Here is a 13,332-nt window from a genome sequence, read left to right on the forward strand (position 1 = left end):
TCTCCGCTTCCGGAGCGCGGGGGCAGCGCGAGCCGGAATGTCGAATTTGTTGAACTACCAAGACATCACTTCTGGATTTCCGGATTTGCGGGCTTTTCCCGCGCCCGGGAATGGCGGGAGGGTCGTCTCTCGCGCAGGGGCAAAGCCATGAATCTCTCGAAGTTCTTCATCGATCGTCCGATTTTTGCCGGTGTGCTCTCGGTCCTGATCTTCCTCGCCGGCCTGATCTCGCTGTTCGCGATGCCGATCTCGGAATATCCCGATGTCGTGCCGCCCTCCGTCCTCGTGCGCGCGACCTATCCCGGGGCCAATCCCAAGGTGATCGCCGAGACGGTGGCGACTCCCATCGAAGAGCAGATCAACGGCGTCGAAGGCATGCTGTACATGTCAAGCCAGGCGACCACCGATGGCGCGATGACGCTGACGGTGACATTCCGGCTCGGCACCGATCCTGACAAGGCGACGCAGCTGGTGCAGAACCGTGTGCAGCAGGCCGAGCCGCGCCTGCCCGCCGTGGTGCGGCAGCTCGGCATCATCACCAAGAAGTCGTCGCCCGACCTCACCATGGTCGTGCATCTGTTGTCGCCCACCGGCCGCTACGACATGACGTATTTGCGCAATTACGCCGTGCTCAATGTCAAGGACCGTCTTGCACGGATCGACGGCGTCGGCGACGTCCAGCTCTATGGCGCCGGCGACTATTCGATGCGGGTCTGGGTCGATCCGCAGAAGGCTGCCGAACACGGGCTCACCGCAAGCGACATCGTCAAGGCGATCCAGGCGCAGAACGTCGAGGCCGCTGCCGGCGTGGTCGGCTCCTCCCCGAATGTCAAGGGCATCGACCTGCAGCTGTCCGTCAACGCGGAAGGGCGGCTTGCGAACGAAGAGCAATTCGGCGACATCGTGGTCAAGACCGGTACGCGTGGCGAAGTCGTGCGCTTGCGCGACGTCGCCCGCATCGAGCTCGGCGCGTCCGAATACGGCCTGCGCTCGCTACTCGACAACAAGCAGGCAGTGGCGATTCCGATCTTCCAGGCGCCCGGCTCCAACGCGCTGGAGATCTCCGATCATGTCCGTGCCACCATGGCCGAGATCAAGAAGAATATGCCGGAAGGCGTGTCCTACCAGATCGTTTACGATCCCACTCAGTTCGTGCGCTCCTCGATCGAGGCCGTCATTCACACGCTGCTGGAGGCGATCGCGCTGGTGGTGCTGGTGGTGATCCTGTTCCTGCAGACCTGGCGCGCCTCGATCATTCCGCTGCTGGCGGTGCCCGTGTCGATCGTCGGTACATTCGCGGTCATGCACGTGTTCGGCTTCTCGATCAACGCGCTCAGCCTGTTCGGGCTCGTGCTCGCAATCGGCATCGTCGTCGACGACGCCATCGTCGTAGTCGAGAACGTCGAACGCAACATCGAGGGAGGGCTGTCGCCGCGCGACGCCACCTACCAGGCGATGCGCGAAGTGTCGGGGCCGATCATCGCGATTGCGATGGTGCTGATCGCGGTGTTCGTGCCGCTCGCCTTCATCTCCGGCCTCACCGGGCAGTTCTACAAGCAGTTCGCGCTGACGATCGCGATCTCGACCGTGATCTCCGCCATCAATTCGCTGACGCTGTCGCCTGCGTTGTCGGCGCTGCTGCTCAAGGGACACAATCAGCCGAAGGACCGGCTGACGATCATCATGGAAAAGGGCCTTGGCTGGTTCTTCCGTGGCTTCAACAAGGTGTTCACACGCTCGTCGGAGAATTACAGCGGCACCGTCACCAAGGTGATATCAGGCAAGGCCGCAGTGATGGGACTGTATGTGGTGTTGGTCGGCGTGACCGCGCTTCTGTTCCAGCAGGTGCCGAGCGGCTTCGTGCCGGGCCAGGACAAACAGTATCTGGTCGGTTTCTCGCGGCTGCCCGACGGCGCAGCGCTCGATCGCACTGAAGAGGTGATCCGCAAGATGAGCGACATCGCGCTGACCCAGCCAGGTGTCGAGAGTTCGGTCGCCTTTCCGGGCCTGTCGATCGCCGGCTTCACCAACTCCTCCAATGCCGGCATCGTGTTCTCCACGCTCAAGCCGTTCGACGAGCGCAAGGATCCTTCGCTCAGCGGCCCCGCGCTGGCGGCCGAGCTGAACAAGAAATATGCCGGCATCCAGGAAGCCTTCATCGCCATGTTCCCGCCGCCGCCGGTCAACGGCCTTGGCACCATCGGCGGCTTCAAGCTGCAGATCGAGGACCGTGCCGGTCTCGGCTATGAGGCGCTGAACGAGGCGACCAAGGCGTTCATGGCGGCGATGCAGAAGGCGCCGGAGATCGCCGGCGTGTTCTCGAGCTTCCAGGTCAACGTGCCCCAGCTGTTCGCCGACATCGACCGCACCAAGGCGCTCCAATTGGGCGTGCCCGTGACGGAGGTGTTCAACACGCTGCAGATTTACCTGGGCTCCTACTACGTCAACGACTTCAACAAGTTTGGCCGCACCTATTCGGTCCGGGTGCAGGCCGACGCGCCGTTCCGCGCCCGCGCCGACGACATCCGGCAGTTGAAGGTGCGCTCGTCCTCGGGCGACATGGTGCCGCTCTCGGCGCTCTTGAGCGTTCGCCAGAGCGCGGGACCCGAGCGGGCGATCCGCTACAACGGCTTCCTGTCCTCCGATATCAACGCGGCGGCTGCTCCCGGCTTCTCCTCCGGACAGGCGCAGGAGGTCGCGACGCGGATCGCGGCGGAGACGCTGCCGCCCGGCTTTGCCTTCGAATGGACCGACCTGACCTATCAGGAGTTCATCGCCGGCAATTCCGGACTGTGGGTGTTTCCGCTGGCGATCCTCCTGGTGTTCCTGGTGCTGGCCGCGCTCTATGAGAGCCTGACCTTGCCACTCTCGATCATCATGATCGTGCCGATGGGTCTGCTGGCTGCTATGTTCGGTGTCTGGATCTCCAAGGGCGATAACAACGTCTTCACCCAGATCGGCTTGATCGTGCTGGTGGGACTCTCGGCCAAGAACGCGATCCTGATCGTCGAATTCGCGCGCGAGCTCGAATTCGCAGGCCGCACCCCGATCCGGGCCGCAATCGAGGCGAGCCGGCTGCGGTTGCGCCCGATCCTGATGACGTCGATGGCGTTCATCATGGGCGTGCTGCCGCTGGTGCTCTCGACCGGGGCCGGCTCGGAGATGCGGCGCGCCATGGGCGTCGCCGTGTTCTCCGGCATGATCGGCGTCACCGTATTCGGCCTGTTCCTGACGCCGGTGTTCTATGTGCTGCTGCGGACCGTCACTGGCATGAAGCCGCTGACGCATCACGGCAGCGACACCAGCGCGGCGCCGGTGCAACCCGTCGGGCACTAGATCAGGGAAATCCCCGACAGCAACAACAAAACGAGCACGGTCTTGCGAAAGACCGTCTCGTTGACCCTGTGGAACGCGATCACGCCCAGCGCGGAGCCTGCGAACAGCGCCGGCAGGCTAACCGCGAGATCGACCAAGACCTTTGACGACAGATCCTGATGTCCGAACAGCAGCGCGATCGCGAACAGCTGCATCGCGGCGATGAACGGCTGCACCAGGCCGCGCTGCTCGCTCTTGGGCATGCCGCGCATGTCGCACCAGATCGTCGGGATCGCGCCCGGCATCGCGGTCAGTCCGCCGACCAGTCCTCCACCGAACCCGATCAACGCGACCCAGTGCCGCCCGACCGCCTCGCCGGCCGTCACCAGCGTCGGCCGCAGCAGCATGTAGGCCGCATAGAGCGCAACGATAATGCCGAAGCCGCGCCGGAGCAGATGCGTATCGGTGCTCTGGAGCAGCGACACCGCGATGGGAACGCCGATCAAGCCGCCGACGATCAGCAGCAGACTGCCTTCCCAGCGGATATTGCGCCGAAGCGACCACAGATTGGTGGCCTGCACGCCGATGCTGCACGCCATCATCAGCGGTACGGCTTCGAGCGGCTGAAACACCCGGAGCAGGATGGCGCCCGCTACCGCGGAAAAGGCAAATCCCGAGAGTCCGGAGACAAAGGCGCCGGCGAACACGGCAACGCTGAGCAGCATCAGAGTCGTGACATCAGGCACAATTTGCCCTCCGATCAATCGTAGGGAATTTGCGAGACGGGGACATCGGCGCTCTCGGTGCAAACGGCCGGCACGAGTGGAACCGACGGCTGCGCGTAAGCATGAGATCGCTCCAGCATCGCGAGGCCGACCAGTTGGAGAGCGACGAGCGCTGCCGTCAGCGCGATTGCGACGATGCTGGCGTTACGCACGTTCGAATTTGGGGTGGTCGCTCGTGCGCTCGCGCGGATCAACTCCGTTGGCATTTTCAAAGATATCCTCTTCACGGGAAACGGGAATAATTTCATTCAAACACGGCGCTTCGTGCGGCTGGTCCAGCAGGTGGCGATAGCGCCGCAACACGCGCTCCGCGTCGATTTCCCGCTGCGCGCGGAGTACCGCGCCCATGCGGGCGACGATATCGCGGAATCTTCCTGTCAGAACTGGTGACGCCGTCCGCATGACAATCTCCTCTCAACCTGCACGAGAGATTGACGGAATTCGTTTCCGCTCGCAGTGAGTTGCTTCACAAAAATGTCTGGTAGGTCGAACGACAGATCGTGTGACGTCTAGTAGAAGACAACGCGGAAAATCGCGTCATTCGATCGAACGACGTGCGATAACTTTCTAATGATGCTTGTGATTGAACCTATTGCGAGCTACGGCGACTCGCCTGCGTTTTTGAACGCGTCTCAGTGCACGAGCGGATTGGAAAATCCAGCTGCGAGCTTGTCGAGATCGGCCTGACGAGAAACGCCGGTCTTGGCGAACACGCGATGCAGATGCGTCTTCACCGTCGTCTCGGCGATACCGAGCGCAACCGCCGTCTCCGGCACGCCGCCGACATCGACGATTGACTGCAAGACCCTCAGTTCGGCAGGCGTGAGCTCGAAGGTGCGGTCAATGAGGCCGGCACACGAGCGGCCGTCGAGTTCCGCTTTCCAGATGAACAGGGCTCCCACTGCCGAACTGCGCTCGGCCACCCCGTCGCGCAGCAATGATGGCAGCGCGATGATTTGCGCGACGTAGTAGGAACCGTCATGCGACATCAACGGAATTTTCCGTCCCGAAGATGCCGCCAACGCGACCTCGCTGGTCTCACGGAAAATATCGCGCAAGGCTGAATTAGCAGCGGAAGATCTTGCCACCAACCTGCCCGAGACAGACCGCAGGACATCGTCGACGTCTAGGATCGTCGCTGCGGCCGGATTGCTGTGGATGATATGACAGGTCGAATCGAGCAGGATGACACCGGCATTCAGTCGGTCCACGACGTCGGCAAGCGCGACCGCGCGCTGCTGCTTCCGCTCGATCGCCCGGTTGATCAACAGCGCCCGGCTCGCATGCGGAGCCAGGAACTGCATTCGCGCCCGCTGTTCCGCGCCGAGCATCTCCCTGCCCGGGATCACGGTCATCAGCATCGGACACGGCGACTTCGACTGCTCCAGCACCACGTTGGCGACGTCGACGCAGCCCTGGGGGCGCAGCCATTCCTGGTAGAAGCGGCCGCGGCGGTATTCGTCGAAATCCACGAGATCAGGGATATTGCGCACCTCGCCATAGCGCGGAAGCCGAGCAAGCGGGTCGTATCGGGAGTAGGTCTCCGCATAGAGCTGAATGTAGTACGGATCGACCCCGCAATAATAATGCGTCGCGCCTGATTTGCTGACCGGGTCCTTCGAAATCAGACCACAGGCTTGGCTGCCAATGAAGGCATTGAGTTTGACAACGACCTCGCTCCACAACTCCGGGTGGAGACCCGCGTCATAGATAGTCTCGATCAACTCGGACGGTTTTGGAGGTCGGGGCATCGGAAGAGCCAATGGTGACACATGGAGATGGCGAAATGTTCTTCATGCCTGGCGGCTTCCGTGAGTCTTTCGCGGGAGCGAAAGGTTCAATCGTGAAGGCAAAATTCAACAGTCTAGTTCACAAGCGGATTGGAGAATCCTGCCGCGAGCTTAACGAGATCGGCCTGACGCGAAACGCCCGTCTTGGCGAACACGCGATGCAGATGCGTCTTCGCCCTCGTTTCCGCGATACCGAGCGCGACCGCCGTCTCCGGGATGCCGCCAACCTCGACGATCGACAGGAACACGCGCAACTCGGCCGGTGTAAGGTCGAGGTCCGCGCGATCAATTCGCCGTAGGACTGTCCGCCGAGCGATACCTTACGCAGCAGCAGCGCACCGACGGCATCGACCACCCGCTCGCTGCCGTCCCGCAGGACGGACGACAGCGGCAGGATGTGCGCGACGTAGCGCTCGCCCGAAGGCGAAAGCAGCGAAAACGCGTGCCCCTTTGCGGCAAGCAGCGCAATTTCATGGCGGGTCGCGAACGCTTCCCGCAGCGTCTGATTGGCCTCCGCACTGCTGGTCACCAATTGCCCGGCAACGGACCGAACCAGATCGTCCGCCGCAAGCAAGTCGTGCCCCGCGGAATTCGCGTGCACCACCCGGCAGAATCCATCGAGCAGAAAGATGCCGCAGGCCAAATTGTCCAGGACCTCCGCCAACGCCGTCGCCAGCGTCAGTTGCGAGGTCATGGCGCGGTTGATCAGCAACGCTCGGCTGGCGTGCGGCAAGATCAGCGAGAGGCGCTGCTTCATCACCGGATCCACCATCCGGCGGCCCGACAGCACCGTCATCATCACGGGGCAGCTCGCATTCGAATTCTCGAGCACCACGTTGGCCGCATCGCTGCAACCCTGCGGCCGCATCCATTCCTGGTAAAAGCGTCCGCCCCGGTATTCATCGAAATTAACGAGATCCGGAATGCTGACGATCTGACCGTGCGGCGGCAGGACCGTCAGCGGATCGAACTTCGAATGCGTCTCGGAGTAGAGCTGGATGTAGTGCGGGTCCGCCCCGCAATAATAGTGCGTGACGCCGAATTTGCTGATGAAATCCTTGGAAAACAGTCCACAGGCCTGGCCGCCGACGAAGTCGCGGATGCCGGTGACGACGTTGTTCCACAGTGAAGGATCGAGTCCGGCATCGTAGATGGCCTCGACGAGGTCGGGCAGCTTCCGCGGTCCGTGCATGGCTATAAATGGCCTGGGTGATCAATATCACCATGCATACCACAACCTCAGCATGCGGCATCCTCCGATCGGATGAGGCGTCGGCCGGCAACGAGCGGATATTCGTTTCGGGTGCTACTGATGCAGAGTCGCGATACCGCACCGGGACGCTCACATCTCGTCCCAGCCGACCTTCTCCATATTCTCCGACCAGACCGCGGCGCGATAGATCTCGCGCCCGTCGGCATTTCTGACCCGGATGCAGGCATCGCGGTCGCGCAAATCGTCGCGCCAGACGAACAGGTGGCTTGCCATCTCGTTGGCCACCACGAATGTCGCTTCGGGGCATTCGAACACCATGCCGCCCGGATCGATCTTCACGATATTGCCGATCATAAGGTCAAAGAAAAAACGGCGCATGCAACACTCCAACTGGGGGCGGCGCACGCCCGCCCGTGCCGTCTCCAAGCGGCATTTGACTTGAAATTCAGTCGTGCGCGGTCACGACATTTCGCCGCTCCTGACGTCACTGGGCGTGGCGCCATAAGTTCGACGGAAGCAGCGGTTAAAATAGGAGAGATCGCCGAAGCCGACATCGTAGGCGATCGAGCTGACTGTCCGCTCGGCGTATCCGGGTTCCCGCAGCATGCGATGGGCGCGCTTGACGCGCTGTTCGATCAGGAAGGACGAGAACGTCTTGCCGTCGGCCTCGAACAGGCGCTGGAGATAACGCGGCGTCACGCCGAGCTCCTGGGCGACCGTAGCCACCGAGAGGTCCTGCCGCCAGCAATTGTTGGCGATGGAAACTTTGGCCTTCTGCAGCCGTGCCGCCTTCACGCCGCGCCGCCCGGCCAGCTCCCGGGGCTCGTTGGTGGCACCGAGGACGATTGCCAGAAGATCGTGCAGATGCCCGACCCCGAGCTGGCGCAAATTTGGCGTCGCGAACGCCTTCTCCCGCACCAGTGCCTCCGCATAGTTGACCAGCAATCGAAGTCCCGTTGAACTCTCCGGCATGACACGCATCACGGCATCATCGACATCCACGATCATCGGCGCCAGCACGCGTCTCGGCACACGGAGCGAGAAGCAGCTACCCAGCGACAATCGCTCGAACGTCGTGACGTCCTCAGCGCTGGTCAGGACCGCCTCCCCTGCACGAAGGCTCAGATCGTGTCCCCGCTCGGATATTCCAAGTACGCCAGATCGATTCACGATCAGGGCCAGGCTGTCGTCGCCATCGGCAACCAGGTGTTTGGTGCGACTGACGCGCGCTCCGCACAATCCTCCGATCAGCAATTGGGCTTCCGGCAAGACGTGGGACGTGAAGCTCGCCGCAGCCGGCTTTCCTTCTCTCGCCTCGACTTCCGCCTTCAACACCCCGCGGCAGTAGAAATCGCGAAGCAGCGGGATACGCTCGTTTTCGGGAATTTCGTTCGTTGAAACATTGATAATGGAAAAATCAAACTGGCTCACTGCAATCCTCCAACCGACGAGCAGGTCCGGCCGTGCGCTGTCGTTTCCTCACACTCGCGTTTGACGCCGTCGTGGCATCTCTTCGCGGCGCTTGCTGCTCTTCACTTTTCTGGATCGCGATATACGAAAGTATCAAATGACTCGCGTCCTGCATTCGGAGGACACGGGAGCTCGGCTCATCACAATGCATTGAGATCGCGGCACGTATCGGCGAGCCTTGTGAAATGGATCACACGGCGTCGTCACCGCCATTCGTTCGATGCGCGAATGGAACGGCAAAGCCGGTGGCGACCTTGACCAGGTCGGCCTGCCTGCCGGCGCCGGTCTTCTCGAACAGGCGCCCGAGATGCGTCTTCACCGTCGTCTCGGCGATGCCGAGCTTTGCCGCAATGTCGGGGACACCGCCAATCTCGATAATGGCCATTAAAACACGCAGTTCGGACGGTGTCAGCCTGAAGGCCGCCGCAATCGCATCAGCCGCGAGCCATGTCGCCGCCGATGCCTTCTGAACGAACAGCACCGTGGCTGCAGCATCTCGCGATGGAGTGCGACAGCGCTTCAAGGGAAAGGCGTGGAGCAGATAGTGCTGTCCATCAACTGATGTCGCAAGCTCGATCTGGCGGCGGGCAGCGGAACGAGTTTCGTTGCCTGCATCGATTTCGCTCAGGCCGCGGAATATTTTGTCGGTCTGGGTGTTGCGGGCCACGATCCGGTCGCCGACCATTGCGAGCAGGCTGGCATCGGCGAACAGCCCGCGGCATGCTGCGTTGGCATGGAGGACCCGACCATCTGCGTCGAGCAGGCAGATCGCCGTGCTCAGCCCATCCAAGACCTCGGCAAGGTCGTCCACGGTATGCGAGCGTGCCCTGATCTGTCGGCCCATGATCCTGGAGCGCTGAAGGTGCGGCGCCAGCAGCCGCATGCGCTCACGCATCGGCTCGTCAACCATTCCGCGCGACCGGTGGCGCAACACCTGCAGGATTGTGGTGCGCGTGTCCGACTTCTCGAGTGCAACGGTTGCAAGGTCTATCGCTCCTTGCGGTTCCACCCACTCGCGATAGAAGCTCGTTGCCAGGAAATCCGCCTGAGGCATGATGTCGGCTACGCCGATCGTCTGCTCCGCCACGAGCGTAAAATGGCGATCGAGCAGAGGGTCCAGCTCCACATATCGGTCGCGATAAAGCTGGCGGAAGCGGGATTCGGTGCCAAAATGCTCGTGGATCTCGATCGAGAGCCTGGCTCTGTCCCTGGACAGGATGGTCGCGGCACATCCGCCGACGAAATGCGAAACCTGTTCCAGCACCCCGCTGCGCAGCGCGGGATCGACCGCGGCGTCGTAGATCTCGCCGACAAGGGACGAGAATCGATTTGCGTGGAGGATTGTCATCGGCCGGACGACGCAATCTGCGTATGGCTCGGGCGCGCGAGAAAGATCGCGATCCGGGGACTGGCGAAGGAGACGGGCCGTTCAATGGCCGCCTTCGACGGGGAGAAAACGTTGCAACGAAATGCTGGAATATCGAACATCGTCCTTGCGTAACGTCAACCGCAGGATGCGGCTTGGACGTTTTCGCCAAAGACTAGGATAAATGCGAACAGCGCGCGGACTGTATGCGATGAGTCACGCGTGCGATGCGTCAGGCAGCGCGCGCACCGCAGAACCCTGTCGCCACCGATCCCGCCGGCCTCGCATTCGGCTCCGGCAATTTACTTGCGATTCTCCTCGCAGAATTTCAATGCCGCCAGCGCTTCACCGGCACGCGGCACCTGCATCTCGATGCTGTCGTCGTCATCGTCCTCGAAATCGAGCGAGAGACGCTTGGCCCTGGACAGCCGGTCCATCATGGACTGATCGTATTCGAAGATGCCGCGAACGGTGGTCTTGTCCATGACCTCCCACTTGGCCTTCTTCATGATATCGGCGTCGTCGGTGCCGACATCGGCCCGGAGGATCTCGCCGACCTTGTCCCACTCCCAACCGTCATAGATCATCACGATCACGATCGCCTTCTCGGAATAGGTGATGACGATGACGTAGTCCCGGTTCTCGTCTTCCTTGTCCTTGTAGCCGCGGCTCGCATTGCAATGCGCGTCCTGCATACGCTTTTCGATGGTCCAGTCGCCGACCTTGGATTGTTGCGCCTGCACCGGTCTTGCGGTCAAAGCGACTGCGCTCAAGGCGCCTGCCAGGAGCCCGGCGGCGAGAAGATATCGTTTCATGTCAGCCTCCAGCGTGTTCCCCGGACTGAGATGACCACCTCTGCCGGTGACCCGCAAGGGCTTCAGGCGGTTCGCCGCGGCACGATCGCGATCGGGGTGAAGGTGTAAACCTCCTCGCCGTTCTGATTGAACATCGTCCATTTCACCAGTGCGATGCCCTGCGGCTTCGACTTCGATGGCGTCAGGCTCATGACCTCCCCGACCAGATGCAGGCGGTCGCCGGGCCGCACCGGGATGGTCCAGCGCAGCCCGTCGACGCCGGCACCGATCAGCGGATGCGGGCCGAACGGACGGGTCTGGATCGCGAGGCTCATGGCAATCGCGGCGGTGTGCCATCCCGAGGCAGCGAGACCCCTGAACAGGGTCTGCTTGGCGGCTTCGTGGTCGAGATGCATCGGCTGCGGATCGAACTCGGCCGCGAACCGCTTGATGTCGGCCTCGGTGACGTGAACTTCGGGGGATTTGAACTGCATTCCAATGGTGAGATCGTCGAACCACTCGACCTGCGCCATGATTTCGCCTCGCAATGTGATGCGCCGCCTCGCGGCTAATGGGATTGAGCAAGAGCGGGATGTAGCGGCTCCGCAGCGCACAAACCAGCCCGGGGTTCCCCAAGAAACCCGTTTCCAGATGCGACGAAACACGCCTGAAACAGATGGTCGGTTATCTCGTTGTCAAAAGCATACAGGGACGGCCACCATGCAATTCTTCCTCAACCTGATCTGGGATTATTCCTGCTGTCAGCACCTCGTCGCCCTGCCGCCGCAGGAGGACGAACTATGATCGAGCTGATCTCGGCCTTGCTCGCGCTTTGCAGCGTCGGCGTCTTTGCAGCGCACGCGGTGGATGCCTATCGCTCCACCCATTACTGATAGCCCACGCCCTAGAACGGCCGCCGGTAGAAGTGCTCCGAATGCGTCGCTGGCGGAAACCTGTTGGCGAGCGCGAGAGCTCCCCTTTCGTCGGTTTCGAGCGCGATCTTCTGTGCGAGCATCACGTCGCCGGGAACGAGAAAGCCTGACGGGACGAAGCACCACCCCATCGTCGCATTTCCGGCCTCGTCGATCTCATGGACGTTGGCGGCGGTGCCATAATGGATGCGATAGGTCTTGCCGGTATCGCCGCCGACGACATCGAAATACCGGTGCTGCTCGAATTGGGCGCGCTGCGCCGGTGACAGCCATTCGGCCAGGAGCCGGCGACCGCGAGCATCCGGCGTGTTCTCGCCGAAAAAGCGCCGATAGAGTTCGCGGAGCGCATGCAGACGCGCACGCGCCGGCCCACGGAGCCAAACTGCCGCGATCATGAGCAGCTCAGATCAACCGCCAACCAGGCGGGGATAGAACAGCGTTTCCTGCGCGGTCGGGTCAAACGATCGGATCCGGGTGACTTCGCCAGGTCCGGTTCGCAGCGCGGCGGTGAAGCCCGCTCCGGTCAGCTCCCGAAAGCGCCGCTCGGCTCGCGCCAGCGCTTCGGCATTGCCAGGATCAAACTCGTGGCGCGTGTCGCCAGTCTGGTCCATCACGATCTGGGTTGCCATGTTGAGTCTCCTCATGCCCAGCCCTGTTCGATCAAAGCAAACCTCGTGCCGTCGGTTCCAGTTGGCAACAACTTTCTCTTGCCGGCGCATCACGCCTTGCTGAGCAGGAGCGTTCTCAAGCGAAGTGGATGCCGGTTCGCATAAAGCAAACGCGGCAAAACCAAGAAGCTTGAGCCCCTTCGAAACGCGGCTCTGGTCAGCGCGAGGCGGCCGTACCTCCGCCCTCGTCGATCTGCCGTCCCATCAGGGCGATCGCTTTCTGATAAACGCCGGCGGCATTCCAGGCTTCGATGGCAGCGAAATTCGGCTCGCCCGGCTGGTAACCCGCTCCTGCACGCCAGCCATGGGCCTTGAGGAAATTCGCCGTCGAGTTCAGCGCATTGGCGGCAACTTCGAGATTGCCGGTGCCGTAGGCCAGGATGTTCTTGGGCATGAACTGGGTCTGACCGACTTCGCCGTGCATCGAGCCGCGGGTTGCCCCCGACAGCGTGCCGCGATCGATCAGCTTCAGCGCCGCATAGAGCTGCTCAGTGAAGAATTCGGGACGGCGGCAGTCATAGGCGAGCGTCGCGATCGAAGAGAGCATATTCTGGTTGCCGCGCTGGCTGCCGAACCCGGTCTCCATGCCCCAGATCGCGATCAGCGGCCCCGGCGGGACGCCATAGCGCTGCTGGATCGAGGTGAACAAGGCGGCTTGCGACTGCTTGAGCTGGCGACCCTTGGCAACGATGGTGGTGGCGCCGCGCTTGGCGAGGAACTGGTCGAGCGTCAGCGAGAAGCTGCGCTGGCCACGGTCGGCCGCGATGGTGGCACTGGCGTAATTGGTCTGCATCAGCGCCGAGAGCGCAGTCTGGCCGACGCCCTTGCCCTGCGCCTCCGCGCTGAACTCGCGCTTCCAGGCCTCGAAGCCGGCCGACGAACTGCCGCATTGCGCGGCGTGGGCGGCGGGCGCCAGGCAGCCGAGCAGCGTCATCGCCCCAAAAACCGCCGCAGCTACAGTTCTGCCCCTGATCATGTCCGACGTCCTCTCCCTGGGTG

13 protein-coding genes and 1 pseudogene are annotated in these 13,332 nt (G+C 62.2%); 1 reads left to right on the top strand and 13 read right to left on the bottom strand.

All coding sequences use genetic code 11. The features are described 5' to 3' along the window. The first annotated feature begins 147 nt into the window (after positions 1-147). Positions 148-3,336, top strand: a complete 3,189-nt coding sequence (locus tag RX329_RS26650; RefSeq protein ID WP_247492446.1) for an efflux RND transporter permease subunit — start codon at positions 148-150, stop codon at positions 3,334-3,336. Here the strand turns inward: RX329_RS26650 and RX329_RS26655 are convergent. The 13 genes and pseudogenes from RX329_RS26655 to RX329_RS26715 all read right to left on the bottom strand — a co-directional run bounded on the left by RX329_RS26655 (position 3,333) and on the right by RX329_RS26715 (position 13,309). Then, on the bottom strand, positions 3,333-4,061 hold the full coding sequence (locus tag RX329_RS26655) for a sulfite exporter TauE/SafE family protein (RefSeq protein WP_317244467.1): 729 nt from the start codon (positions 4,059-4,061) through the stop codon (positions 3,333-3,335). The two genes, RX329_RS26650 and RX329_RS26655, sit on opposite strands and share 4 nt — an antisense overlap. Before the next feature lie 14 nt (positions 4,062-4,075). Next, the gene (locus RX329_RS26660; protein ID WP_018459274.1) at positions 4,076-4,252 is read right to left on the bottom strand and encodes a hypothetical protein; all 177 of its coding nucleotides are present in this window, start codon (positions 4,250-4,252) and stop codon (positions 4,076-4,078) included. After that, positions 4,245-4,502, bottom strand: a complete 258-nt coding sequence (locus tag RX329_RS26665) for a hypothetical protein (protein WP_085352780.1) — start codon at positions 4,500-4,502, stop codon at positions 4,245-4,247. Before RX329_RS26665 ends, RX329_RS26660 begins: the two co-directional genes overlap by 8 nt. A 230-nt stretch (positions 4,503-4,732) precedes the next feature. Then, on the bottom strand, positions 4,733-5,851 hold the full coding sequence (locus RX329_RS26670; protein WP_317244468.1) for a helix-turn-helix transcriptional regulator: 1,119 nt from the start codon (positions 5,849-5,851) through the stop codon (positions 4,733-4,735). Positions 5,852-5,964: 113 nt separating this feature from the next. After that, positions 5,965-7,082 (bottom strand): annotated as a pseudogene (locus RX329_RS26675) (helix-turn-helix transcriptional regulator). A 150-nt stretch (positions 7,083-7,232) separates the two neighbouring features. Beyond that, a complete protein-coding gene (locus RX329_RS26680; RefSeq protein ID WP_247391264.1) occupies positions 7,233-7,481 on the bottom strand; it encodes a DUF6894 family protein in 249 nt (82 codons plus the stop codon). 81 nt (positions 7,482-7,562) lie between these two features. Continuing rightward, positions 7,563-8,534: a helix-turn-helix transcriptional regulator gene (locus RX329_RS26685; RefSeq protein WP_317244469.1), complete on the bottom strand. Its 972-nt coding sequence runs from the start codon at positions 8,532-8,534 to the stop codon at positions 7,563-7,565. A gap of 229 nt (positions 8,535-8,763) precedes the next feature. Beyond that, positions 8,764-9,921 (bottom strand): helix-turn-helix transcriptional regulator, encoded by a 1,158-nt coding sequence (locus tag RX329_RS26690; protein WP_317244470.1) that lies wholly within the window; start codon positions 9,919-9,921, stop codon positions 8,764-8,766. Between the two features lie 320 nt (positions 9,922-10,241). Then, positions 10,242-10,754 carry a hypothetical protein gene (locus tag RX329_RS26695; protein ID WP_317244471.1) on the bottom strand — a complete coding sequence of 171 codons (513 nt, stop codon included), beginning with the start codon at positions 10,752-10,754 and terminating at the stop codon, positions 10,242-10,244. A 62-nt stretch (positions 10,755-10,816) separates the two neighbouring features. After that, positions 10,817-11,266, bottom strand: coding sequence for a MaoC family dehydratase (locus RX329_RS26700; protein WP_018459282.1), 450 nt, complete (start codon positions 11,264-11,266; stop codon positions 10,817-10,819). 371 nt (positions 11,267-11,637) lie between these two features. Further along, positions 11,638-12,060 carry a hypothetical protein gene (locus RX329_RS26705; RefSeq protein ID WP_018459285.1) on the bottom strand — a complete coding sequence of 141 codons (423 nt, stop codon included), beginning with the start codon at positions 12,058-12,060 and terminating at the stop codon, positions 11,638-11,640. 12 nt (positions 12,061-12,072) lie between these two features. Beyond that, positions 12,073-12,294 carry a hypothetical protein gene (locus RX329_RS26710; RefSeq protein ID WP_007592399.1) on the bottom strand — a complete coding sequence of 74 codons (222 nt, stop codon included), beginning with the start codon at positions 12,292-12,294 and terminating at the stop codon, positions 12,073-12,075. Positions 12,295-12,490: 196 nt separating this feature from the next. Further along, entirely contained in the window at positions 12,491-13,309 is an 819-nt protein-coding gene (locus RX329_RS26715; RefSeq protein ID WP_085352771.1) for a lytic transglycosylase domain-containing protein, read from the bottom strand. Positions 13,310-13,332 lie beyond the last annotated feature (23 nt).

Origin of the sequence: Bradyrhizobium sp. BWC-3-1, assembly GCF_032917965.1 — a bacterium.
In the GTDB taxonomy this organism is placed as follows: domain Bacteria; phylum Pseudomonadota; class Alphaproteobacteria; order Rhizobiales; family Xanthobacteraceae; genus Bradyrhizobium; species Bradyrhizobium canariense_D.

Bases quoted from the DNA above. Each gene is read 5' to 3' on its own strand.
- RX329_RS26650 (WP_247492446.1), top strand. From the start codon at position 148: ATGAATCTCTCGAAGTTCTTCATCGATCGTCCGATTTTTGCCGGTGTG.
- RX329_RS26665 (WP_085352780.1), bottom strand. From the start codon at position 4,502: ATGCGGACGGCGTCACCAGTTCTGACAGGAAGATTCCGCGATATCGTC.
- RX329_RS26670 (WP_317244468.1), bottom strand. From the start codon at position 5,851: ATGCCCCGACCTCCAAAACCGTCCGAGTTGATCGAGACTATCTATGAC.
- RX329_RS26680 (WP_247391264.1), bottom strand. From the start codon at position 7,481: ATGCGCCGTTTTTTCTTTGACCTTATGATCGGCAATATCGTGAAGATC.
- RX329_RS26690 (WP_317244470.1), bottom strand. From the start codon at position 9,921: ATGACAATCCTCCACGCAAATCGATTCTCGTCCCTTGTCGGCGAGATC.
- RX329_RS26695 (WP_317244471.1), bottom strand. From the start codon at position 10,754: ATGAAACGATATCTTCTCGCCGCCGGGCTCCTGGCAGGCGCCTTGAGC.
- RX329_RS26700 (WP_018459282.1), bottom strand. From the start codon at position 11,266: ATGGCGCAGGTCGAGTGGTTCGACGATCTCACCATTGGAATGCAGTTC.
- RX329_RS26705 (WP_018459285.1), bottom strand. From the start codon at position 12,060: ATGATCGCGGCAGTTTGGCTCCGTGGGCCGGCGCGTGCGCGTCTGCAT.
- RX329_RS26710 (WP_007592399.1), bottom strand. From the start codon at position 12,294: ATGGCAACCCAGATCGTGATGGACCAGACTGGCGACACGCGCCACGAG.
- RX329_RS26715 (WP_085352771.1), bottom strand. From the start codon at position 13,309: ATGATCAGGGGCAGAACTGTAGCTGCGGCGGTTTTTGGGGCGATGACG.